Raw genomic sequence first — 22,941 nt, forward strand, 5'->3', positions numbered from 1 at the left:
AACCCCGGGGCACTGCTCGGCCACTGGGCCGAGGGCCGTCTCGACGGACTGGCCTGGGTGTCGGCGAACGTCGTCCCCGTGGGCCTCGATGAGGCGGGCGTGGCCGATCTCGCGGCGAGGATCATGCGCCAGCGTCGCCAGTGTGCCTCCATCTTCGGGCCGACGGACCAGGTCGTCGGGCTGTGGAACCGGCTCGGCCCCTCGTGGGGGCCCGTCCGGGCCATCCGGAGTCACCAGCCGTTGCTCGCCACCTCGACGCGACCCTCGGAGCTGGGCATCCCCATCGACCCGAAGGTGCGCCCCGCACGTCTCGACGAGCTGTCCGCGGTCGTCCCGGCCGCCGCGCACATGTTCACCGAGGAGATCGGCTACCCGCCCTACTTCGGGTCCGACCGCGGCTACCGCGCCAGCATCGCCACGCTCATCCGGCAGGGCCACACCTTCGTCCGCACGGAGGACGGAGAGGTCGTCTTCAAGGCGGACGTCGGCTCGCTGGCGCTCGGTTGCGCCCAGGTCCAGGGCGTCTGGGTGCACCCCCGACTGCGTGGCCAGGGACTCGCCGTGCCGGCCATGGCAGCGGTCGTCGAGCAGGTGCTCGACTCCTTGGCTGACGAGGTCTCGCTCTATGTCAACGACTTCAACGCTCCAGCACGGGCCACTTATGCGCGATGTGGGTTCCAGGAGGTCGGCGCCTTCACGACGGTCCTGCTCTGAGCGCGAGCCGTCGACGTAGGGTGGCGCGCATGGCCGACGCCCTGAACCGACCCGTCCGCCCGCTGGGGAAGGACGCAGCAGCCCTCGCCGGCCTGTTCGCCGTGTCCGGCGTCCTTCATTTCGTCCGGCCGCAGGTCTTCGAGTCGATCGTGCCGAAGGCCCTGCCGCAGCGACGCGCCCTGGTCTACGCATCCGGTGCTGCCGAGATCGCTTGTGCCGCGGGGCTGCTCGTGCCATCGACACGGCGCGTGGCGGGTCTGGCCTCGGCGGCGCTGCTCGCGGCGGTCCTCCCGGCGAACGTCACCATGACGGCCCAGGCGGCGCGCCGGCTGAGCCGCGACCCCTCCGACCCGCGGCGGCGCGCCTACCTGGCGGCGACCGTCGCGCGCCTGCCGCTCCAGTGGCCGATGATCCGGGCCGGCCTCCGCGCGGGCGGCGTCACCCGATAGGGGCGTGAGGAGACGCCGGCTCAGGCAGTCACCGGAGTCTCGTCAGCTCAGGCTCAGCTCGACCTCGACGTCGTCACCGACCCGCCGGTAGCCGATCGCCTCGTAGATCTTGTTGCTCGTCGGGTTTGCCAGGTCCGTGAACAGCATGCAGCGTTCTCCGGCGTCCATCCGCTCGCCGCTCAGGGCGGCGACGAGCCCGCTGGCGTAGCCACGTCCACGCAGGGCGGGCGGGGTCCACACGCCGCTGACACGAGTGACACCCCCGTTGGCCGCCGACACGTAGGCCATCGACACGGGTTCGCCGCCCTCGACCCAGAACCCGACTCGACCCGCTGCCACGTGGGAGTCGAGGCGCGGCGCCGGGCGTGGGGTCTCGTGCACGGCGTCCGCGAAGTCCTGGGCCCACCGGGAGACCCGTTCCAGCTCGTCCTCGCGGGCCCGGCGGTAGTGCCCGCTCACCTCGAACGGCACGCGCGGCGACCGGGGGAGATCGAGCACGCCGAGCTCCATCACGGTGCGTGCCGACCCGCCGGTCAGCTGCACCCACGCATCGCGGAAGGCCTCGACGGGCCTGCGTCGACCGCCGACGCCCGGCAGGGAGAAGCCCTCGGCGACGAGGTGCTCGGCGAGCGCGGCACCCTGCTGCTCCGTGGCCACGGCCACGTGCAGCGGGAAGGGCGGCGTGCGCATGAATGCCGCCACGACCCGTCCCGACCCGTCGATGCCGGCCCACCACCGGGGGTTCTCGTAGCGCCCGGGATCGGCGACCAGGCCGTCGGTGACGCTCGCGATGACCGACATGAGCACCGGCTCGGCCGCGACGAGCTCGCCGAACCACGCCTTGGCCTCAGCCGGGTCGGAAGTGGACTGGAACGACAAGGAGCTCAGCGGCATACGGCCCAATGTCCCAGAGCAGACCGAGGCGTTCACCCCGATTTGTCACACGCCCCAGCTGACCGGTGTCTCCCTGCACACAGCTCGAGACACCCCACCCCACGGAGGACACGGCGACCTGATAGCCAGCGCGACGGAGGTCAGCGAGCCCTCACCGGGGGGTCAGGAGGAAACGGGGGCGAGCCCAGCGGCATACGACAGATATCCTTCCGGGGTCGAAGTCCCAGCTCACGTCCCCGAGGAGCCCGCCCGTGGTCCTGCACATGTCGTCCCTGTTCCTGCGCACCCTGCGTGAGGACCCGGCGGACGCTGAGGTCCCGAGCCACAAGCTCCTCGTCCGCGCCGGCTACATCCGCCGGGTCAGCCCCGGCGTCTACACGTGGCTGCCCCTCGGCCTGCGCGTGCTGCGCAACGTCGAGCGCATCGTCCGCGAGGAGATGGACGCCATCGGCTCGCAGGAGCTGCTCTTCCCGGCGCTCCTGCCCCGCGAGCCCTTCGACGCGAGCGGCCGCTGGAGCGAGTACGGCCCCAACATCTTCCGGCTCCAGGACCGCAAGGGCGCCGACCACCTCCTCGGCCCGACCCACGAGGAGATGTTCACCCTCACGGTCAAGGACCTCTACAGCTCCTACAAGGACCTGCCCCTCTCGATCTACCAGATCCAGACGAAGTACCGCGACGAGGCCCGTCCGCGGGCCGGCCTGCTGCGTGGCCGCGAGTTCGTCATGAAGGACAGCTACTCCTTCGACATCGACGAGGCCGGCCTCGACAAGAGCTACCAGGCGCACCGCGACGCCTACGTCCGCATCTTCGACCGGCTCGGCTTCCACTACGTCATCGTCGAGGCGATGGCCGGGGCCATGGGTGGGTCCAAGAGCGAGGAGTTCCTCGCCACCGCCGAGGTCGGCGAGGACACCTACGTCCACTGCACGAGCTGCGGCTACGCGGCCAACGTCGAGGCCGTCCGCGTGCCCGCGCCCGACCCCGTCGGCTGGGAGGGTGTCCCCGCGGCACACGCCGAGGACACGCCGGACACGCCGACCATCGAGACGCTCGTCAACCACCTCAACGAGCACTACCCCCGCGACGACCGGCCCTGGGCCGCCGGCGACACGCTCAAGAACGTCGTCGTCATGCTCGTCCACCCGGACGGCACCCGCGAGCCGCTGGCCATCGGCGTCCCCGGTGACCGGGAGGTCGACGAGAAGCGCCTCGGCGCCCAGGTCGAGCCCGCCACCGTGGAGGCGTTCGACGAGAAGGACTTCGCCGTGCACCCCGGTCTCGTCAAGGGCTACATCGGCCCCGGTGCCCTCGGGCTCGAGGGGACGACGGGCATCCGCTTCCTGCTCGACCCGCGCGTGGCCGCCGGCACTCGTTGGGTCACCGGCGCCAACGAGCCCGGCAAGCACGTCATCGACCTGGTCGCCGGTCGTGACTTCGAGGGCGACGGCACCATCGAGGCTGCCGAGGTGCGCTTCGGTGACCCCTGCCCCAACTGCGACCACGTCCTCGAGGGCGCTCGCGGCATCGAGATGGGGCACGTCTTCCAGCTCGGCAAGAAGTACGCCGAGGCGCTGGACCTGCGCGTCCTCGACCAGAACGGCAAGCTGACCACGGTCGTGATGGGCTCCTACGGCGTCGGGGTGTCCCGTGCCGTCGCCTGCGTCGTCGAGGGCAACTACGACGACGCCGGCATCATCTGGCCGCGCGAGCTCTCACCCGCCGACGTGCACATCGTCGCCGCCGGCAAGGACGAGGCGCTCTTCAGCGCCGCCGACGAGATCGCCCGCGACCTCGAGGCGCAGGGACTGACCTGCATCGTCGACGACCGCCGCGGCGTCAGCCCCGGCGTGAAGTTCAAGGACTCCGAGCTCATCGGCGTCCCCACCATCGTCGTCGTGGGCCGCGGCCTCGCCGATGGCAAGGTCGAGATCAAGGACCGCCGGTCGGGGGAGCGCCGCGAGGTGGCGCTCGAGGGCATCGTGGAGGCCGTTCTCGCTGAGGTCCGCGCCTCGTGACACCGGTGAAGGCGGTCATCTTCGACTGGGGCGGGACGATCACGCCGTGGCACACGGTCGACCTCCGCGCCCAGTGGACCGCCTTCGCCGATGGGGCGGGCACCATCGCGTGCGCGCGCGACGACCTCGCCGGCAAGCTGTATGCCGCTGAGGACCTCGCGTGGGCGCGTGGCCGCACCGAGGGGCTGAGTGCTCGGCTCCACGAGATCCTCGAGTCGTGCGGACTGCCTCCGGGCGACGCCCGGACCGAGGCGGGCACCGCGGCCTACCGGGAGTTCTGGGAGCCGCACACCCTGACGCATCCAGCGATCGGGCCGCTGTGGGAGGGGCTGCGTGCGGTCGGGCTTCGTGTGGGCGTCCTCTCCAACACGATCTGGGACCGCGACTACCACCGGGGCATCTTCGAGCGGGACGGCGTCCTCGACCTCATCGACGCCGACGTCTACTCGAGCGAGGTGCCCTGGGTGAAGCCGCGAGCGGAGATCTTCGCCCACGCCGCCGAGGCGCTCGGCGTCGCCCCCGACCAGTGCGCGTACGTCGGTGACCGCTCCTACGAGGACGTGCACGGGCCGCAGCAGGTCGGGATGCGGGCCATCTGGATCCCGCACTCCACCATCCCGGTCGAGCAGCAGGTGTCCCACGAGGCGACGCCCGACGCCGTGGCCCACGACCTCGCCGACATCGAGTCGATCGTCGCGGCGTGGAACCTCCCGTGACCCGCCATCAGCGGGCCTGTCGTGATTGAGGACCTCAGCCCCACCGTCCTCGCACTGCTGACCGTCGCCGGCTTCGCCGCCGGCTGGATCGACGCCGTCGTCGGCGGTGGCGGCCTCATCCAGCTGCCCGCCCTCCTCCTCGGCCTGCCCGGCGCCACACCGGCCCAGCTGCTGGCGACCAACAAGGCCAGCTCCATCTTCGGGACGGCCACGAGCTCGGTGACCTACTTTCGTCGGGTCGGGGCCGACCTGCGCACCGCGTTGCCGATGGCGGCCGTCGCCTACGTCGGGGCCATCGGCGGGGCGGTCATCGGCCTGCACATCCCGAAGTCGGCGTTCAACCCGATCATCCTCGTGCTCCTCGTCGTCGTCGGCGGCTACACCCTGTTCCGACCCGACCTCGGCCGCGAGTCGCTCAAACGCTTCCACGGGCACAAGCACGTCCTCCTGGCGATGCTCACGGGCTTTGTCATCGGCGTCTATGACGGCGCGCTGGGCCCGGGCACCGGCTCGTTCATGGTCTTCGCCCTCGTGGGGCTGCTCGGCTATGCGTTCCTCGAAGCAAGCGCCAAGGCGAAGATCACCAACTTCGCGACCAACCTGGGTGCGCTGACCGTCTTCGCGCCCGGCGGCCACGTCGTCTGGCAGGTCGGGCTGCTCATGGCCGTCGGCAACATCCTCGGCGGCTACGTGGGTGCTCGCACCGCGGTGGCGCGGGGGAGCGGCTTCGTCCGAGCCGTGTTCGTCGTCATCGTCACGGCGTTCATCATCCGGATCGGCGGCAGCCTCCTGGGCTGGTGGTCCTGACGATCTGCCACCGCGTCGCGGACCAGTAACCCCAGGCAGCCACAGGTCGTTGTCCGACCACCGCCCGACATCGCGGGCGCGGTCACCCGGAGGTCAACGATGCCCACACCCCTCGTCCAACGACTCCTGCGCCTCGCGCTCGCCACGACGGCCACCGCCGGCGTCATCGCGAGCCTCGCGGTGCCGGCCGGAGCCCACGGCGACGGCCATGACGACAGCCGTGCGGCGGCAGCCCGGGAGGCCTACCTCGACGGCACGAGCATCCCTGCACTGATGAGCCCGAACGTGTCCTGGGTCGGCAACTCGCCCGACATTGCTGCGATCTCCGGCTGCTTCGCGAAGTCGGCACCGTTCTTCTACGTCTCGTCGCTCAAGGCCATCAGCGTCTACGACACGAGCGACCCGCAGCACCCGCGTCTGGCCGGGGTCGTCGACAACGTCGTCTTCGAGAACGAGGCGATGAACTGCGGTGAGCGACGCCTCGGTCAGGCTGTCGAGCGCTTCGTCCTCGTCGGCAACGACCTCGCCAGCGCGTCCTCGACCGACATCGCCCACGCGAGCGGGTCAGTGGGCGGCGACGAGCTCGTCCTCGTCGACGTCACCGACCCAGCCCGCCCCTACGTTCGCTCGCGGACCAGCGCGACGACCGGCACGCACACGGTCGCCTGCGTCGTCGACACGGACTGCCGCTACGCCTACTCGTCCGGAGGCGGGCGCGGTGCGGCGGGACGCTTCTCCATCTTCGACCTGACCGACCCGGACCACCCGGTGGAGGTCGACAGCGACCCGGCGACCACTGGGACCCAGCCGTTCGCCTCGCCCGCGGCCGGGCACAAGTGGAACTTCGACGAGGCCGGCTTCGCCACCCACACCGGCTGGTCCGGCTCGGCGGTCTTCGACGTGCGCGACCCCGCCCGTCCACGTCTGACGACGACCACTGGCCGGGCGGGCGACAGCGCCGCTGAGGGGGCCGCCACCGGCTACAACAACTTCATCCACCACAACTCGTTCCGCCCCAACGCGGCCGCGTTCCGGCCGGATGCGCCGCCTTCGTTGGCCAACGGCAACATCCTGCTCGTCACCGAGGAGGACTACGAGCAGGTCGACTGCGCCCAGGCCGGCTCCTTCCAGACCTGGCACGTCCGGCGCCTCGACGGAACGCCCGACGCGATCGTCCCGCTGGACAAGGTCGAGCTGGCCGACCTGGGCTCCTATCCCGTCCCGGTCGGCGCCTTCTGCTCGGCGCACTGGTTCGACTACCACCCGTCCGGGATCGTCAGCGTCGGCTTCTACGGCGGCGGGCTCCAGCTCGTCGACGTGCGCGACCCGCAGGACATCAAGCCGTTCGGTCACGCACTGTGGGGAGGCTCCGAGGTGTGGGACGCCTACTGGGTGCCGGTCCACAACCAGAACGGCACGGCAATCGGCAAGCGGACCAACATCGTCTACACCGTAGACCTCGTGCGCGGACTCGACGTCTACACGGTGGCGCTGCCCGGCCAGGAGACATCGACCGGAGGGTTCGGGCTCACACGGCTGCCTTGACGCATCCACAGTGACCGCACAGCCGTCCCGACGAGGTTGGGGCCATGACCAGCTCAACCACGTCGGGACCGGCGGCCCGGACGCAGACCGAGCCCAGCGGCATACGGCATGGATCACCTGAGCCAGTGAGGAGGCGGCGATGACGGCGGCGACGACACGCAGTCAGACCATGCTGGTGCCGGCGATGCCGCGCAAGGCGTGGGTGGAGCAGGCCATGGGGATGCCGGTGAGCATCCACCTGCGCGGCCTGGAAGCCGAGAGCGGCCGGGCGGCGCAGGCCGTGGCCGGCGCCTACGCGACGCTCCGCGGGATGGACGTCGTCTTCTCGACGAGCAGGAAGGACAGCGACGTGGTCCGCCTGCAGCGCGGCGAGACCACCCTCGAGGAGTGCAGCCCGTTCGTCCGCGAGGCTCTGCTCCTGGGTGAGCTCGCCGAGCAGCGGGCGCGTGAGGCCTTCGCCCTGTCAGCTCCCGACTATCTCTCGACCGCCCTCTGACCGCCCGCCCCCACCTCGAGTGGCCCCAGTCTCCACAGGCCCACCTGTGGATCCCGGGGCCACTCGAGTGGGGCGGCGGGCGAACCGGTGCCGTCAGAGCCGGGCGGAGAGGGCCGCCGACAGGTCCTCCACCGTCGCGACGGGACGATCACAGACAAAGCCACGGCAGACGTATGCCGCTGGGTTGCCTCCCACGAGCGGGCGCCCCTCGAGCAAGGGGACCCCGGGCGTGTCCGGAGCGCCCTGAACCATCACGAGACCCGGGCTCGTGGCGAGCCGGGTCGTGCGGGCCAGGGCCTCGGCCTCAGGGCCGCTCCCGACGACCGCGACCTGCAAGGGACCGGCGGCGAGAGCCTCAGCGCCAGCCAGGGTCCAGCCGCCGAACCGTGGTTCCCGCCCGGCGAGTCCCATGCCGGCGTCGATGCCCCGCCGCCCCGCCTCGATGGTCTCCGGGTCACCGGTCAGCGCGCCGAGGGTGACGAGGGCGACCGCGATGGCGGACTGACCGGACGGCTCGGCGTTGTCCGCCCCACTGCGCGGACGCAGGAAGAGCTGCTCGGCGTCCGCAGCCGTGTCGTGGAAACCGCCGTCCTCGGCCCCGAACCGATCCTGTGCCTGCCGGAGCAGATGGCCAGCCACGGTGAGCCAGCGCGCCTCACCAGTCGCCTGGTGCAGCGCGAGGAGCCCCTCGGCCACGTTTCCGTAGTCGTCCGCCACCCCGGCAGCGGCACCGACCCGGCCGTCTCGGGAGGCCCGCCGCAGGTCACCGTCCACGACGTGCAGGTCGAGCAGGAGCTCCGCGGACGTGCCGGCAGCGGCAATCCACTCAGGCTCCTCGAAGATCGCCCCGGCCTCCGCGAGGGCGGCGATGGCCAGCCCGTTCCACGACGTCACGACCTTGTCGTCACGACCGGGCTGGGGCCGTTTCGCCCGCGCCTGCGTCAGACGGGTCCGCGCGTCTCCGAACCACTCCGGATCGTCGGGGTCGACGAGCAGCTGGAGGGTCGAGGTGCCGTGCTCGAAGGTCCCGTGCTCCGTCACCGTGAAGAGGCGGCCAGCCCGCGCGCCATCGTCCTCGCCCAGCACTTCGGCGAGCTGGGCCGGCGTCCACACGTAGGTCAGGCCCTCGACCCCATCCGTGTCCGCGTCCAGCGACGAGGCGAACCCGCCCTCCGCCGTGCGCAGCTCACTCAGCAGGAAGTCAACCGTCTCCCGGACCACCTTCTCGGCCAGCGGGTTCCGGTCCACGCGCCACCAGTGCGCATACACCCGCAGCAGCAGCGCGTTGTCGTAGAGCATCTTCTCGAAGTGCGGCACCACCCACTTCGCGTCGACCGCATAGCGGGCGAAGCCACCGCCGACCTGGTCGTACATCCCGCTCCTGGCCATCGCGTCGAGCGTCCGGTCCGCCATGGCCAAGGACACGCCGTCACCCGTGCGCGCATGGTGCCGGAGCAGAAACTCCAGCACCATCGACGGCGGAAACTTCGGCGCATTGCCAAAGCCACCGGCAGCAGAGTCGAACTGACCCGACAACAGCGTGACGGCACGGTCGAGGTCGGCGAGCCCGGCAGCATACGGCTCAGGGCTGGCCAGGCCCTCGCGAAGGGCACTGGTGATGTGCAACCCGGAGGCGCGCACCTCGTCCTCCCGCGTCCGCCACGCCTCGTCGATCCCAGCGAGCACGCGCAGGAAGTGGTCGCGGGGGAAGTACGTGCCGCAGAAGAAGGGCTGGCCCTCGGGCGTGAGGAAGCACGTCATCGGCCAGCCGCCGTGCCCGGTCGTCGCGGTGACCGCGGCCATGTAGACGGCGTCGATGTCGGGCCGCTCCTCCCGGTCGACCTTGACGGACACGAAGCGCTCGTTGAGTGCCTGCGCCACCGCCTCGTCCTCGAACGACTCGTGCGCCATCACGTGGCACCAGTGGCACGCCGCATAGCCCACCGACAGCAGGACCGGGACGTTGCGCTCGCGCGCCTCGGCGAAGGCGGCGTCGCCCCACTCCTGCCAGTGGACCGGGTTGTCCCGGTGCTGGAGCAGGTAGGGGCTGGTGGCCTCGGCGAGTCGGTTGCTCATCCCTCCACCCTGCCATCCGGGGCCGGTCGGACGGACCTCAGTCGTTCATCGCCTTGATGATCACCACGGCGAGGCTGACCCGGTCGCGGGCCGCTGGGTTGTCCGCCACCTCGAGGGCGTTGTCGGCTTCGCGCACGATCGTCCAGGCGCGCGCCCGCCCCTCGTCGAGACCGGCCTCGTCGCAGATGATCTCGAGTCGTCGCCGCAGGGACCAGCGGACCTGCGACCCGGTGCCGAGCTCGTCCGCGCGGTTCCACAGGGCGGGCGCCACCTCGAAGGCGGGGTCCCCGGCCATCGGCTTGGGGTCGATCGCCAGCCACGGGGCGCGCCGGGCCGCCAGCACGTTGCCGTAGTGCAGGTCGGTGTGGAGGAGCCGCTCCTCGGCGGGGGGCCGGGCGACGAGCTCTCGCGCCAGGGCCGCGGCCTGGTCGAGGTAGCGGCGCGGGATCACGGCAGGGGCTGCGGCCAGTTCGTGCGCCTGGCGGGCGGCGTAGTCGGTGAGCTGGGGGATCCGGGGATGAGCCGGGCGTCGCAGCGTGGTCAGGAGCCGCCCGATGACGCTGCACGCTTCGTCGATGTCGACGGTCGACAGGTCGCGCGTGTCGAGGCGCTCGAGGAGCAGGGCGAAGCGGGCCGGGTCGGCGCGCACGAGGCGCACGGCCCCGTGCCCGTTCCACGTCTGCAGGGCGAGCGGCTCGGTCGCCGCCTCAGGATGCGGCCAGGAGACCTTGAGCACGGCCTCGCCGGCCACCCCGACGGCGCCGCGGCCGCTGCCGACCAGACGCACCGGCACCACCACGGAGCAGTAGCCGCTCAGGCTCCGCCCGATCGGCTCGAGCTCCCACTCGGCGAGCAGGTCGGCGAGCAGGTCGGGGAGCTGCTGCAGCCACTCCTCGCCGGAGACGTAGCCGTCGGCCTCGAGGCCGGCGATGTGGTGTGCGAAGTGCAGGGGGATGAGGTCGATCACGGCTGCTTCGTCCCGGGGAAGGCCACCGGTTCGCGCCCCCACTGCCCGGCCGCGAGCTGGACTGCTGCGACCCAGCGGGCGACGTCGTCGACGGACTGGCTCGTGGGGGCGGCGGGCAGCACGTCGGCCACGGCTGCCAACGCGCGGTCGAGGACCACGTCGGCGAGGCGGCCGGCGCTCTTCTGGTCATCCACCTTGAACGGCAGCGCCCAGCCGCTCGAGGCCTCGGCCCGGCCGACGACGCGCTCGAGGGTGCGCAGCCGGTCCAGCGTGGCGAGAGCGCGCTCGCGCTGGGCACCCGAGGACTGGGCCGCAACGACCTCGAACGCATAGACCATGGGCGAGGTCCGCTCGGCGAGCTCGGTCCGCGACCCGGTGGCCTCCGCCGCCGGCCCGACGTCCTCTCCGAGCAGTCCCGCAGCGGTCAAGATGCCGCCGTATGCCGCTGTCAGCAGTTCCCGAGCCCCCTCGGTCGCGCTCGTCGTTGCCTCGAGATGGGCTCGCGGCAGGGTCTGGAGACGCTTGGCCAGTCGTGCGGGGCTGAGCCGTTTGACCGGGGCCGAGGTGCTGCCAGGAGCGGGCCCGGTGATCTCCTCGGTCGGTACGCCCTCGTTCGTCAGTCGGCCGACGAGGACGCGACGCTGCTCGCTCAGGAGGCTGCGGACGTCCTTGAGGGCGCGCGGCTGCGTCGCTCGTGGCCAGGCGCGGAGGAGCTCGTCCAGGTCCCGCACCACTGCGACGAGGAGTGCCTCGTCGGCGGCTGCTCGGCGGGTGGGGACCGGGGGAGTCGGCTGGGGCAGGTCGAGGCGCAGGCCCCGGTCGACGAGGATCGCGAGGGCAGCCGCTGCGCCGCCGATGACGAACAGCCGGCGCGGCGGCAGGGCGCGTTGCGGGGTCACCCGGGACCCGCGCCTCCGGGTGTCGCCACTCATGGGCCAGATCTTCGCATGCGCCGGGGACGAGAGGCGTGCCCCCGGTCGCTCTGCCGCGGCCCGGGTCCGCCTCCGCCGCAGCGTCTCCCCGCTTGTGGTCGGCGAGGGGCAGTGAGCGCGGTTAGAGTAGGTCTACGCGGCCCCGCGCCAGATGGCGCGTGCCGGAATTCGAGAAGAGCAGGAGGTGACGGCGATGAGCACGGCCGAGCAGATCAGAGCCACCATCGAGCCCCCTCTCGCGCCGCTCGGACTCGTGGTCGAGGACGTGACCGTCAACCAGGCCGGCAAGCGCCGGTTGGTCCGGGTGCTCGTCGACACCGACCTGGCCGGTCTGGACGCTGCCGACGTCAGCAGCGCGGTCCCGCCGCTGTCCCTCGACGACATCGCCGACGCGACGCGTGCCGTGAGCAGCGAGCTGGACGAGTCCGACGTCATGGGGTCGGCCCCCTACGTCCTCGAGGTCAGCTCGCCGGGGGTGGGGCGGCCCCTGCGGTCCCGGGACGACTTCCGGCGACAGGTCGGCCGGCTGGTCGAGGTGGCCCACGAAGGTGGCACGGTGACCGGTCGGCTCGCCGAGGTGCACCCCGACCACCTCGTGCTGGACGTCCCGGCGACGAAGAAGGTCGCGGCCCGCCGGGAGACGGTCGGGCTCGAGTCGGTGCACCAGGGCACGGTCCAGGTCGAGTTCAAGCGGCCCGAGGCAGACACGGAGGCCGGTCCTGCCGGCCCGGAGGAGGAGAACTGATGGACATCGACCTTGCCGCACTCCGGGCCCTGGAGCGGGAGCGGGGGATCAGCCTCGACGTGCTCATCCCCGCCATCGAGCAGGCCCTCCTCGTCGCCTACCACCGCACCGAGGGCAGCTACCGCACCGCGCGCGTGGAGCTCGACCGCAAGACCGGGCACGTCGTCGTGTGGGCGCGTGAGGAGGGCGAGCTCCTTCCCGCGGTCGAGGGCGAGCGTCCGCAGCGCGGTGAGCCGGGTCCCGAGTTCGACGACACCCCGGAGGGCTTCGGGCGGATCGCGGCCTCGACCGCTCGCCAGGTCATCGTCCAGCGGCTGCGCGACCTCGAGGACGAGCAGATCCTCGGCGACTTCAAGGGCCGCGAGGGCGACGTCATCTCCGGCGTCATCCAGCAGAGCCAGGACCCGCGCAACGTCCTCGTGGACTTCGGCACCGTGGAGGGCATCCTCCCCCTGGCCGAGCAGGTGCCGGGCGAGCGCTACGCCCACGGCGAGCGGCTGCGGTGCTACGTCGTCAGCGTCAAGCGCGGTCCGCGTGGCCCCCAGGTCGGCCTGTCCCGGACCCACCCCAACCTCGTCCGCACCCTGTTCAAGTTCGAGGTGCCCGAGATCGCCGACGGCACGGTCGAGATCGCAGCCCTGGCCCGGGAGTCCGGCCACCGCACGAAGATCGCGGTGCACTCCAAGGTGCCGGGCGTCAACGCCAAGGGCGCGTGCATCGGCCCGATGGGCGCCCGCGTGCGCGCGGTCATGACCGAGTTGCGGGGCGAGAAGATCGACATCGTCGACTACTCCGATGACCCGGCGACGTTCGTGGCCGCGGCCCTGTCGCCGGCCCGGGTCCAGTCCGTCGAGATCGTCGACGCGGCCGCCCGGACGGCCCGGGTCATCGTCCCGGACTACCAGCTGAGCCTCGCCATCGGCAAGGAGGGTCAGAACGCCCGGCTCGCCGCCAAGCTGACCGGCTGGCGCATCGACATCCGCCCCGACACCGAGGCTGCCTCGACCACCCCCTGACGATCGAAAGAGCACTTCGCGACACGTCGCGCCGTGGTGGCCCACGGCGGACATGTCGCGAAGTGCTCTTTCGATCGAGGGAGCGGGCCCCGGGGACCGAGCCCAGCGGCATACGGGTTAGACTGTCCTGTGGCCGACCGGACTGGACTCCGTGCCGAGCCGTCCCGCACCTGTGTGGGATGTCGAGGAACGGATAGCTGGTCGGCTCTGCTGCGAGTGGTCGCGGCGACGGACGGAGATCTCCCGGGCAACGCCCCGGTTCACCTCCGCCCCGACCCGAGGCACCGGATGCCGGGACGTGGTGCGTGGCTGCATCCACGACCCGAGTGTCTCGAGCTGGCAGTGCGCCGCAAGGCGTTCGGACGTGCCCTGCGCCTGCAGGCCGCGGTCGACGTGAGCGCGGTGGCACAGCACCTCGGCGTCCAGCACCCGTAGGCAGCACATCCCAGATCGACCGCCACCCGGCGGTCGTGCACCACCACAACGAACCAAGGCGGGTCAAACGCTATGAGCCTCCGATGAGTCCTCAGCGATGAGCAAGCCCCAGCAATAACCCAGGTTCGGCCTCCTGTCAGGTCCGGACCAAGACAGGAGAAATGTGGCCAAGGTCCGGGTCTACGAGCTCGCGAAGGAGCTCGGAGTCGAGAGCAAGGTTCTGCTCGCACACCTCAAGAGTCAGGGAGAGTTCGTCCGGTCGGCGTCGTCGACCATCGAGCCCCCAGTCGTCCGCAAGATCAAGGAGACGTTCCCCGCGGAGCTGCGCTCCGGCGGTGACGCCCAGGCGTCCGGAAGGACTGCCGCCCCCACCTCGCCGTCCGGCGCCGCGCCCGCGGCCCCGAGGACGGCCACGCCTGCCGCCCCCGCGGCCAAGGCGTCCCCCACGCCGGGCCGTCCCGGTCCGGCTCCGAGCCGTCCCGGCCCGGCCGCGCCCGCTGCTCCCGCACCGGCCGCTCCGGCACCGGCCGCTCCCGCACCGGCCGCTCCCGCACCGGCTGCTCCGGCACCGGCTGCTTCGGCACCCGCGCCTGCTGCCCCGGCAGCCCCCGCTCCGGCGGCGGCGCCAGCAGCACAGCCGGCTCCCGCGGCGAAGTCCACCCCTGCTGCACCGGCCCCCGCGCCCGCAGCTCGCCCGGCCGCACCGGCCCCCAGCCGTCCGGCCGCTCCGGCCGCTCGCGGCGGCGCCCCCACGCCGGGTCCGCGCCCCGCGCCGCGTCCCGGCACGCCCCGGCCCGGCAACAACCCGTTCGCCCCGAGCCAGGGCATGGGCCAGTCCAGGCAGCGTCCCGGTGACGCCGGCCCGCGCCCCGGCAACAACCCGTTCAGCTCGAGCCAGGGCATGCCGCGTCCGCAGCAGCGCCCCGGCGGTCCCCGCCCCGGTGCGCCGGCCGGCGCCCCGCGCCCGGGTGGCCCCGGTGCTGCCGGTCCTCGTCCGGCGCCGCGTCCCGGTGGGCCGCGTCCCAGCCCGGGCATGATGCCCGAGCGCAGCACGATCGGCCGTCCCGGCCAGCGTCCCGCCGGTGGTCCCGGCCGTCCCGGTGGCCCGGGCGGTCCCGGTGGCCGCGGTGGCTTCGGTGGCGGCAGTGGCGGCGGTGCGGGCACCGGTGCTCCCGGCGGCCCGAGCCGCGGTGGTTTCGGTGGTGGCCCGCGTGGCGGTGGCCCCGGTGGCCGCGGTGGCACGCAGGGTGCCTTCGGCCGCGGTGGCGGTCGCCCGGTCCGCGGGCGCAAGTCCAAGCGGGCCAAGCGCCAGGAGTTCGAGCAGATGCAGGCGCCGTCGATCGGTGGCGTCACCGTCCCGCGCGGCGACGGCACGACCGTCGTCCGCGTGCGTCGTGGCTCCTCGCTGACCGACTTCGCCGACAAGATCAACGCCAACCCGGCATCGCTCGTCACCGTGCTGTTCCACCTCGGTGAGATGGCGACGGCGACCCAGTCGCTCGACGAGGACACCTTCAAGCTCCTCGGCGCCGAGCTCGGCTACGACGTCCAGGTCGTCTCCCCGGAGGAGGAGGAGCGCGAGCTCTTCGACTCCTTCAACATCGACCTGGAGACGGGCATCGAGGGCGAGGACGACGAGGACCTGGAGGCGCGGCCGCCGGTCGTGACCGTCATGGGTCACGTCGACCACGGCAAGACGCGCCTGCTCGACGCGATCCGCAACGAGGACGTCGCAGCGGGCGAGGCGGGTGGCATCACCCAGCACATCGGTGCCTACCAGGTCCGCAAGGTGCACGAGGGCCAGGAGCGTCCGATCACCTTCATCGACACCCCGGGTCACGAGGCGTTCACCGCCATGCGTGCCCGTGGTGCCAAGGTGACCGACATCGCGATCCTCGTGGTTGCGGCCGACGACGGCGTGATGCCGCAGACGATCGAGGCGCTCAACCACGCCCAGGCGGCCGACGTGCCGATCGTCGTCGCGGTCAACAAGATCGACGTCGAGGGTGCCAACCCGGCCAAGATCCGCCAGCAGCTGACCGAGTACAACCTGATCGCTGAGGAGTACGGCGGCGACACGATGTTCGTCGACGTCTCGGCGAAGCAGGGCATCAACATCGACGGCCTGCTCGAGGCGGTCCTGCTCACGGCTGACGCCGCCCTCGACCTGCGCGCCAACCCCGAGCGTGAGGCTCGCGGTGTCGCGATCGAGGCCAACCTCGACCGCGGTCGCGGTGCGACGGCGACGGTCCTCGTCCAGACGGGCACGCTCAAGGTCGGTGACGCCATCGTCACCGGCTCGGCCTACGGCCGGGTCCGCGCCATGCTCGACGAGCACGGCAAGAACGTCAGCGAGGCCGGTCCCTCCCGTCCGGTCCAGGTGCTCGGCCTGTCCTCCGTGCCGCGCGCCGGTGACACGTTCGTCGTGGCGCCGGACGACCGGACGGCCCGCCAGATCGCCGAGAAGCGTGAGGCCGCCGACCGCCAGGCCAGCCTGGCCAAGGCCCGCAAGCGCATCTCGCTCGAGGACCTCAACGAGGCCCTCGCGGCGGGCAAGGTGGAGACCCTCAACCTCATCCTCAAGGGTGACGTGTCGGGTTCCGTCGAGGCACTCGAGGACGCGCTGCTCAAGATCGACGTCGGCGACGAGGTCGACCTGCGCATCATCGACCGCGGTGTCGGTGCCATCACGATGAACAACATCAACCTCGCGATGGCCTCCAACGCGATCATCATCGGCTACAACGTGCGGGCCGAGGGCCAGAACGCCGACTACGCCGAGCGCGAGGGCGTCGAGATCCGCTACTACTCGGTGATCTACCAGGCCATCGAAGAGGTCGAGGCGGCGCTCAAGGGCATGCTCAAGCCGGAGTTCGAGGAGGTCGAGCTCGGCACGGCGGAGATCCGCGAGATCTTCCGTTCGAGCAAGTTCGGCAACATCGCCGGTTCGATCGTGCGCAGTGGCGAGATCAAGCGTGGCTCGAAGGCGCGGATCACCCGCAACGGTGTCGTCGTCTCCGAGAACGTCGAGATCGCCGGTCTGCGCCGGTTCAAGGACGATGTCACGGAGGTCCGCGAGGGCTACGAGTGTGGTATCAACCTCGGGTCGTTCAACGACCTGCAGCTCGGTGACCTCATCGCCACCTACGAGATGCGCGAGAAGCCGCGCGCCTGATCACGCATGGGGGAGGGGCCGCCTCTCCGGTCGGGCGCAGGCCCGGCCGGGGGTGGCCCCTCCGCCTCGCACCACCACCAGTCCGTATGCCGCTGGGCCGGCTCCCGCTGCCCGGCGCCACCCGGCTTGCGGCGGGTTGCGTTCCACCGAGGTTAGGGTGGGTACGCGGCCTGACGTCCGTGACCACAGCTGTGTAGCGCAGCGGTGCGTTCCGCAGCCGTGACCCATTCGAGAAGAAACGAGGTAGCAGCCATGGCTGACCCAGCTCGCGCCCGAAAGATTGCCGATCGGATCAAGGTCATCGTCGCGGAGTACCTCGAGTTCCGGCTGAAGGACGAGCGCCTCGGCTTCGTGACGATCACGGATGCCCGGGTGACCGGTGACCTGCAGCACGCCTCGGTGTTCTACACGGTCTTCGGCTCCGACGAGGAGCGGCAGGCGACGGCCGCCGTGCTCGAGGCGAACAAGGGCCGGATCCGCTCGGCCGTGGGCAAGCAGATCGGCATCCGGCTCACGCCGACGCTCGAGTTCATCGCGGATGCGCTTCCCGAGGGGGCGGCCCACCTCGAGGATCTCGTGGCGCAGACGCGCGCCCGGGACGAGGAGCTCGCCCGTGCGGCGGCCAACGCCAAGCATGCGGGGGAGCCCGACCCCTACAAGAAGCCTGCGGAGCGGGCAGTCTCCGAGGATCTCGACCTCGATGTCGACGTCGAGGCCCGGTGACGGCACCGAGCGGCCTGCTCGTCGTCGACAAGCCTGCCGGCTGGACCAGCCATGACGTGGTGGCCCGGGCGCGTCGCCTGTGCGGGACGCGCCGGGTCGGCCACGCCGGCACCCTCGACCCGATGGCGACGGGGGTGCTCGTCCTCGGGGTGGAGCGCGGCACGAAGCTACTGACCTTCCTCGTCGGGTGCGACAAGGCCTATGCCGCGACGATCCGGCTCGGCCAGGCGACCATCACCGACGACGCCGAGGGTGAGGTCACCACGGCCGCGGGTGTGGCCGATGTCGCTGCTCTCGAGGCCCTGCTCCCGGACGCCGTCGCGGCGCTGACTGGTCACATCGAGCAGGTGCCGAGCTCGGTGAGCGCGATCAAGGTGGGCGGCGAGCGCAGCTACGCGACGGTTCGCAAGGGCGGCTCTGTCGACCTGCCGGCTCGTCCGGTCACGGTGTCCCGGTTCGACGTCCTCTCCGTGACGCCGGTCACCCTCAACCTGCCCGACGGCAGCGACCTGGTGGTGCTTGATGTCGAGGTGGAGGTCGAGGTGTCCTCCGGCACCTACGTCCGGGCCCTGGCCCGCGACCTCGGTGCTGCCCTCGGCGTCGGAGGCCATCTGACGGCCTTGCGCCGGACCCGCGTCGGTCGCTTCGACCTCGGGATGGCCTCGTCCCTCGAGGACCTGGCCGCGCAAGCGGACGCCGGCGGCGCCGTGACCATGCCGGTCATTCCGCTCGCGGAGGCGGCCCGGGCCCAGCTGCCCGTCCATGCCGTGTCCGCGGGGGAGGCACGCAGCCTCGGGCACGGGCAACGGATCCCGAGCGGTGCTGTCCGGGCGGACGCGGTGGCCGCGATCGACCCCGACGGCCGCCTGGTCGCGGTGCTCGACGAGACCCGGCAGATCGCCAAGGCGCGGGTCGTCTTCGCTCCCGCTGACTGACGCCCGGGGCGGGCGGCGGCAGGACGACCCGGTGGCGGCTACTACAGTGGTCCGCGTGCAGCGCTGGTACGCCCTGGAGGACATCCCGTCAGATCTCGGGCCCACGGTTGTCACGCTCGGCAACTTCGACGGCGTGCACCGCGGGCACCGTGAAGTGCTCGGGCGGGTCGTCCGTGAGGCCCGCGAGCGTGGAGCCACACCGGTGGCCGTGACGTTCGACCCGCACCCGGTGGCCGTGCTCTACCCCGAGCGCGCTCCGGCGCCGGTGATGTCCCTCGAGCAGCGCCTCGACGCGCTCGAGTCCGTCGGGCTCGGCGCCGCCCTGGTCCTGCACTTCACCCGCGAGTTCGCGCAGCAGACGCCGGAGGAGTTCGTCGAGGCGACCTTCGTCGACGGTCTGCATGCCGTAGCCGTCGTGGTCGGCAAGGACACCAGGTTCGGGGTCCGCAACTCCGGTGACGTCGACACCCTGAGGCAGCTGGGCGAGAAGCACGGCTTCGACGTCGTCGCCCTGGAGGACATCGGCGAGGCAGCCCCTGAGGGGCGGCGCTGGAGCTCGACCCAGCTGCGCGCCGAGATTCTCGACGGGAAGGTCACCCACGCCTCCGAGATCCTGGGCCGCGCGCACCGCGTGACCGGCACCGTGGTCCACGGCGACCACCGTGGACGCGAGCTCGGGTTCCCGACGGCCAACCTGTCGCAGGACCATGACGGCCTCGTCCCGAGCGACGGCGTCTACGCGGGCTGGCTGGTGCGGCTCGACCTCGAGGCCGACGCCCCCGACCGTGTGCTGCCGGCCGCGATCTCCGTCGGCACCAACCCGACCTTCGACGGGCACCAGCGGCGTGTGGAGGCCTATGTCCTCGACCGCACCGACCTGGACCTCTACGGGGAGCGCGTCGCCATGGACTTCGTCTCCCACCTGCGCCCCACCCTGAGGTTCGAGTCGATCGAGGGACTCGTCACCCAGATGCGCGAGGACGTCGCCCGGTGCCGCGAGATCCTGTCGGCCACGGTGCCCGCCTAGGATCCCGGCGCGCGCCGCGGCTGTCGCTGCCGGCCGGCGCGGGCTCCCGACCGCCGCCGCGGTGGCTGCGGATCGACCTGGGCCTCTTCATCGGGGCGACCGGCCTGACCATCGTCGGCATCCTCCTCGTGTGGTCGGCGACCCGCGTCGAGAGCGGGGGAGCCGTCGCACTGAAGCAGGCCGTGGCCGCGGTGATCGGCATGGGCTTGGCGATCATCGTCACCCGCATCGACGTGCGACTGCTCCGCGCGGCGGCGCCGCTCCTCTATCTCGCGGCTCTCGCCGGGCTCGTGGCCGTCCTGTCGCCGCTCGGCCGGCAGGTGAACGGCTCCCGGTCGTGGATCGGCCTGCCGGGCGGCTTCACCCTCCAGCCGTCGGAGCTCATGAAGGTGGCGCTCGTCATCGGGCTCGCGATGATCCTCGCCGAGCGGACGGACCGTCGGGAGCGGCAACGGCACCGGGACATCGCCCTGGCCTGGGGGCTGGCCGGCCTGCCGATCCTGCTCGTCCTGGCGCAACCAGACCTCGGCTCCGCCCTCGTCCTGGTGGCGATGTCGGTGGCCGTGATCGCGGCGGCCGGCGCACCGCGCGTCTGGACCATCGCCGTGGTGGTCGCCGGAGTGGCCACCGTCGCGGCTGCCTTCACGACGCCGCTGCTCAGCCCCTACCAGCGCGACCGGCTGCGAGCCTTCCTCGACCCCTCGCTCGACCCGCAGGGCATCGGCTACCAGACCCGCCAGGTGCGGATCGCCATCTCGTCCGGGGGGCTGGACGGGCAGGGCCTCTTCGCGGGCCGGCAGACGCAGGCCGGGCTGATCCCCTACCAGGAGTCCGACTTCATCTTCTCCGTGGCGGGTGAGGAGCTGGGCTTCCTCGGGGCGGCCGGTCTCATCGTGCTGCTCGGCTTCATCGTCCTGCGCGCCCTGGTGGTGGCGCGGAGAGCGGACACCTTCGGTCGCCTCGTCAGCACCGGCATCGGGGTGTGGCTCGGCGTGCAGGCGGTGGAGAACGTCGGGATGAACCTTGGGCTGCTCCCGGTGACCGGGCTGCCCCTGCCCTTCCTGTCCTACGGCGGGTCCTCGATGATCGCGGCGTGGCTGGCCGTCGGCATCGTCGGGAACGTGTCGGAGGAGACCGCGCAGCGGCGATTGAGCCCGCGTTAAGTTACTCACGGGTCACGGTGTGATGCCGATCCGCGCGGACCTCGTGACCTTTGGCTCGAGATACGGCATCATCCCGCTCAACGCGGTTGTCCGCCGTCGCCGAGGACGGACAACCGCCGTGACGAAGGAGTCAGCATGCCCCTGCAGTCCGTCGCCGACCGAGCTGTCGACCAGGCTGTCCTCGACAACCGCGCTCCCAGCGTGGGCGCCCTCTTCCGCGACCGCGTCCAGGCCACCCCGGACAAGCCCGCCTACCTCTATTTCAAGGATGGCGGGACCGAGCTGACGACACTCACGTGGCGCCAGACGCACGACATCGTCCGTGAGTGGGCCGCCGGACTGATCAGCCTCGGAGTCGAGCTGGGCGACCGAGTCGCGATCGCCTCCAACACCAGCCTGCCCTGGGTCCTTGCCGACCTCGCCATCGTCTGCGCCGGTGGCGCCACCACCACCGTCTATCCGACGACGATCGCCGACGACGTGGCCTACATCCTCAGCGACTCGGGCAGCGCCGTCGTCTTCGCCGAGGACGACACTCAGATCGCCAAGCTGCAGGACCGCCGCAACGACATCCCGCACGTCAAGCAGGTCGTCACGATGTCGGGGCGGGCCACCGAGGACGGCTGGGTCATCACGACCGAGGACCTGGCCGCCAAGGGCCGCGAGCTGCTCGCCACGAGCCCCGGCGTCGTCGACGAGCGCATCGACCAGCTCGGCCCGGAGAGCCTCGCCGTGGTCATCTACACCTCCGGCACGACCGGGCGGCCCAAGGGCGTGCGTCTCGTCCAGGACAGCGTCGTCTACGAGGGCGCGCTGATCGAGGCCACCGGCACGGTGAAGGAGGACGACCTCCAGTTCCTCTGGCTGCCGCTCTCGCACGTCTTCGGCAAGATGCTGCTCGCCCTGGGGCTCCAGATCGGCTTCCCCACGGCCGTCGACGGCCGGATCGACAAGATCGTCGACAACATGGCGATCATCAAGCCGACCTTCATGGCCGGGCCGCCGCGGATCTACGAGAAGGCACGCGGCCGCGTCGAGCTGATGCTCGGCCAGGAGACCGGCGTCAAGAAGAAGCTGATCGACTGGGCGCTCAAGGTCGGCGCCGAGATGCGTGACGTGCTCGAGCGCGGCGAGACCCCCTCGGCCGGCCTCGCCCGGAAGCACAAGCTCGCCACCAAGCTCGTGCTCCACAAGGTCCAGGAGCGCTTCGGCGGCCGGGTCCGGTTCATGATCAGCGGGTCCGCCCCGCTCAACGCCGAGGTCGCCAAGTGGTTCGGCGCCGTGGGGCTGCTCCTCGTCGAGGGCTACGGCCTCACCGAGACGTCATCGGGCACCACGGTCAACCTGCCGGAGCCGGGGTGCTACCGCTATGGCTCGGTCGGCTGGCCGATGCCGGGCACCGAGGTCAAGATCGCCGAGGACGGCGAGATCCTCGTCAAGGGCCCCGGCGTCATGCGCGGCTACCACAACAGCCCCGAAGCCACGGCGGATGTCCTCCAGGAGGACGGCTGGTTCCACACCGGTGACATCGGCCGGATCGACGAGCGCGGCTTCGTCTACGTCACGGACCGCAAGAAGGACTTCTTCAAGACCTCGGGCGGCAAGTACATCGCCCCCGCCGAGATCGAGGCGAAGTTCAAGGGCATGTGCCTCTACGTCAGCCAGTTCCTCGTCTACGGCGCCGGCCACAACTACGCCACCGCGCTCGTGACGCTCGACCCGGACGCCATCACCACGTGGGCGGCCGGCAACGGCTTGGCCGGCAAGTCCTACGGCGAGATCGTCCAGTCCGACGACGCCCGCGCGCTGGTGCAGGGCTACGTCGATCGGCTCAACGACGGCCTGAACCGCTGGGAGACGATCAAGGACTTCACCATCCTCGACCACGACCTCAGCGTCGAGATGGGCGACCTCACCCCGAGCATGAAGCTCAAGCGCCGGGCCGTGACCGAGAAGTACAAGGACCACCTGGAGCGCATGTACGACGAGAGCTGAGCCCCCATCGAAAGAGCAGTTCGCGACACGTCGCGAACTGCTCTTTCGATGGGCGGGGACGCACCCCAGTCCAGCGCGGAACGGGCTGGGACCGAGCCCAGCGGCATACGACG

Annotated in this window: 20 protein-coding genes; 16 read left to right on the plus strand and 4 right to left on the minus strand. The window is 71.5% G+C overall.

What is annotated here, in order from left to right; genetic code table 11:
• Both OO014_RS13655 and OO014_RS13660 read left to right on the plus strand, forming a co-directional pair.
• The coding region (locus tag OO014_RS13655) for a DUF4081 domain-containing GNAT family N-acetyltransferase (protein WP_272462872.1) at nt 1–714 on the plus strand (714 nt) is incomplete at its 5' end.
• 29 nt (nt 715–743) lie between these two features.
• Nucleotides 744–1,163, plus strand: a complete 420-nt coding sequence (locus tag OO014_RS13660) for a MauE/DoxX family redox-associated membrane protein (protein WP_272462873.1) — start codon at nt 744–746, stop codon at nt 1,161–1,163.
• 42 nt (nt 1,164–1,205) lie between these two features.
• Here OO014_RS13660 and OO014_RS13665 read toward each other — a convergent pair whose 3' ends face one another.
• The gene (locus tag OO014_RS13665) at nt 1,206–2,057 is read right to left on the minus strand and encodes a GNAT family N-acetyltransferase (protein ID WP_272462874.1); all 852 of its coding nucleotides are present in this window, start codon (nt 2,055–2,057) and stop codon (nt 1,206–1,208) included.
• A gap of 263 nt (nt 2,058–2,320) precedes the next feature.
• On the opposite strand from OO014_RS13665, the gene OO014_RS13670 reads away from it, so the two are divergent.
• The 5 genes from OO014_RS13670 (at nt 2,321) to OO014_RS13690 (ending at nt 7,639) form a co-directional block, all read left to right on the plus strand.
• A complete protein-coding gene (locus tag OO014_RS13670; RefSeq protein WP_420485517.1) occupies nt 2,321–4,075 on the plus strand; it encodes a proline--tRNA ligase in 1,755 nt (584 codons plus the stop codon).
• On the plus strand, nt 4,072–4,791 hold the full coding sequence (locus OO014_RS13675) for an HAD family hydrolase (RefSeq protein ID WP_272462876.1): 720 nt from the start codon (nt 4,072–4,074) through the stop codon (nt 4,789–4,791). The genes OO014_RS13670 and OO014_RS13675 overlap by 4 nt, the downstream gene beginning before the upstream one ends.
• Before the next feature lie 21 nt (nt 4,792–4,812).
• Nucleotides 4,813–5,598, plus strand: a complete 786-nt coding sequence (locus tag OO014_RS13680; RefSeq protein WP_272462877.1) for a TSUP family transporter — start codon at nt 4,813–4,815, stop codon at nt 5,596–5,598.
• 99 nt (nt 5,599–5,697) lie between these two features.
• Nucleotides 5,698–7,143: a hypothetical protein gene (locus OO014_RS13685; RefSeq protein ID WP_272462878.1), complete on the plus strand. Its 1,446-nt coding sequence runs from the start codon at nt 5,698–5,700 to the stop codon at nt 7,141–7,143.
• A 139-nt stretch (nt 7,144–7,282) separates the two neighbouring features.
• Complete coding sequence (locus OO014_RS13690) at nt 7,283–7,639, plus strand: hypothetical protein (RefSeq protein WP_272462879.1); 357 nt, start codon at nt 7,283–7,285, stop codon at nt 7,637–7,639.
• Nucleotides 7,640–7,732: 93 nt separating this feature from the next.
• Here the strand turns inward: OO014_RS13690 and OO014_RS13695 are convergent, their stop codons facing one another.
• Genes OO014_RS13695 through OO014_RS13705 form a run of 3 tightly spaced genes read right to left on the minus strand, consistent with a single transcriptional unit; the run spans nt 7,733 to nt 11,614 of the window.
• Nucleotides 7,733–9,715 carry a thioredoxin domain-containing protein gene (locus tag OO014_RS13695; RefSeq protein WP_272462880.1) on the minus strand — a complete coding sequence of 661 codons (1,983 nt, stop codon included), beginning with the start codon at nt 9,713–9,715 and terminating at the stop codon, nt 7,733–7,735.
• A gap of 37 nt (nt 9,716–9,752) precedes the next feature.
• The gene (locus OO014_RS13700; RefSeq protein WP_272462881.1) at nt 9,753–10,682 is read right to left on the minus strand and encodes an aminoglycoside phosphotransferase family protein; all 930 of its coding nucleotides are present in this window, start codon (nt 10,680–10,682) and stop codon (nt 9,753–9,755) included.
• Nucleotides 10,679–11,614, minus strand: a complete 936-nt coding sequence (locus OO014_RS13705) for a hypothetical protein (RefSeq protein ID WP_272462882.1) — start codon at nt 11,612–11,614, stop codon at nt 10,679–10,681. The genes OO014_RS13700 and OO014_RS13705 overlap by 4 nt, the downstream gene beginning before the upstream one ends.
• Before the next feature lie 193 nt (nt 11,615–11,807).
• Between OO014_RS13705 and rimP the strand changes: the two genes are divergently transcribed.
• The 9 genes from rimP to OO014_RS13750 all read left to right on the plus strand — a co-directional run bounded on the left by rimP (nt 11,808) and on the right by OO014_RS13750 (nt 22,828).
• A complete protein-coding gene (rimP, locus tag OO014_RS13710; protein WP_272462883.1) occupies nt 11,808–12,359 on the plus strand; it encodes a ribosome maturation factor RimP in 552 nt (183 codons plus the stop codon).
• Nucleotides 12,359–13,375, plus strand: coding sequence for a transcription termination factor NusA (nusA, locus tag OO014_RS13715; protein WP_272462884.1), 1,017 nt, complete (start codon nt 12,359–12,361; stop codon nt 13,373–13,375). The genes rimP and nusA overlap by 1 nt, the downstream gene beginning before the upstream one ends.
• 174 nt (nt 13,376–13,549) lie before the next feature.
• Entirely contained in the window at nt 13,550–13,810 is a 261-nt protein-coding gene (locus tag OO014_RS13720) for a YlxR family protein (protein WP_272462891.1), read from the plus strand.
• Nucleotides 13,811–13,973: 163 nt separating this feature from the next.
• Entirely contained in the window at nt 13,974–16,985 is a 3,012-nt protein-coding gene (gene infB, locus OO014_RS13725) for a translation initiation factor IF-2 (protein ID WP_272462885.1), read from the plus strand.
• Nucleotides 16,986–17,237: 252 nt separating this feature from the next.
• A complete protein-coding gene (rbfA, locus tag OO014_RS13730) occupies nt 17,238–17,708 on the plus strand; it encodes a 30S ribosome-binding factor RbfA (RefSeq protein WP_272462886.1) in 471 nt (156 codons plus the stop codon).
• Complete coding sequence (truB, locus tag OO014_RS13735; protein WP_272462887.1) at nt 17,705–18,643, plus strand: tRNA pseudouridine(55) synthase TruB; 939 nt, start codon at nt 17,705–17,707, stop codon at nt 18,641–18,643. Before rbfA ends, truB begins: the two co-directional genes overlap by 4 nt.
• Nucleotides 18,644–18,698: 55 nt before the next feature.
• Complete coding sequence (locus OO014_RS13740; protein WP_272462888.1) at nt 18,699–19,670, plus strand: bifunctional riboflavin kinase/FAD synthetase; 972 nt, start codon at nt 18,699–18,701, stop codon at nt 19,668–19,670.
• Nucleotides 19,634–20,833: a rod shape-determining protein RodA gene (gene rodA / locus OO014_RS13745; protein ID WP_272462889.1), complete on the plus strand. Its 1,200-nt coding sequence runs from the start codon at nt 19,634–19,636 to the stop codon at nt 20,831–20,833. The genes OO014_RS13740 and rodA overlap by 37 nt, the downstream gene beginning before the upstream one ends.
• 135 nt (nt 20,834–20,968) lie before the next feature.
• Nucleotides 20,969–22,828 (plus strand): AMP-dependent synthetase/ligase, encoded by a 1,860-nt coding sequence (locus OO014_RS13750; RefSeq protein WP_272462890.1) that lies wholly within the window; start codon nt 20,969–20,971, stop codon nt 22,826–22,828.
• The last annotated feature ends 113 nt before the right edge of the window (nt 22,829–22,941 follow it).

Origin of the sequence: Intrasporangium calvum, from assembly GCF_028446585.1 — a bacterium.
In the GTDB taxonomy this organism is placed as follows: Bacteria; Actinomycetota; Actinomycetes; order Actinomycetales; family Dermatophilaceae; genus Intrasporangium; species Intrasporangium calvum_A.

Excerpts from the sequence above, each read along its gene's own strand:
- OO014_RS13660 (WP_272462873.1), top strand. The coding sequence starts at position 744 with ATGGCCGACGCCCTGAACCGACCCGTCCGCCCGCTGGGGAAGGACGCA.
- OO014_RS13665 (WP_272462874.1), bottom strand. The coding sequence starts at position 2,057 with ATGCCGCTGAGCTCCTTGTCGTTCCAGTCCACTTCCGACCCGGCTGAG.
- OO014_RS13670 (WP_420485517.1), top strand. The coding sequence starts at position 2,321 with ATGTCGTCCCTGTTCCTGCGCACCCTGCGTGAGGACCCGGCGGACGCT.
- OO014_RS13685 (WP_272462878.1), top strand. The coding sequence starts at position 5,698 with ATGCCCACACCCCTCGTCCAACGACTCCTGCGCCTCGCGCTCGCCACG.
- OO014_RS13690 (WP_272462879.1), top strand. The coding sequence starts at position 7,283 with ATGACGGCGGCGACGACACGCAGTCAGACCATGCTGGTGCCGGCGATG.
- OO014_RS13695 (WP_272462880.1), bottom strand. The coding sequence starts at position 9,715 with ATGAGCAACCGACTCGCCGAGGCCACCAGCCCCTACCTGCTCCAGCAC.
- OO014_RS13705 (WP_272462882.1), bottom strand. The coding sequence starts at position 11,614 with ATGAGTGGCGACACCCGGAGGCGCGGGTCCCGGGTGACCCCGCAACGC.
- rimP (WP_272462883.1), top strand. The coding sequence starts at position 11,808 with ATGAGCACGGCCGAGCAGATCAGAGCCACCATCGAGCCCCCTCTCGCG.
- nusA (WP_272462884.1), top strand. The coding sequence starts at position 12,359 with ATGGACATCGACCTTGCCGCACTCCGGGCCCTGGAGCGGGAGCGGGGG.
- rbfA (WP_272462886.1), top strand. The coding sequence starts at position 17,238 with ATGGCTGACCCAGCTCGCGCCCGAAAGATTGCCGATCGGATCAAGGTC.
- OO014_RS13750 (WP_272462890.1), top strand. The coding sequence starts at position 20,969 with ATGCCCCTGCAGTCCGTCGCCGACCGAGCTGTCGACCAGGCTGTCCTC.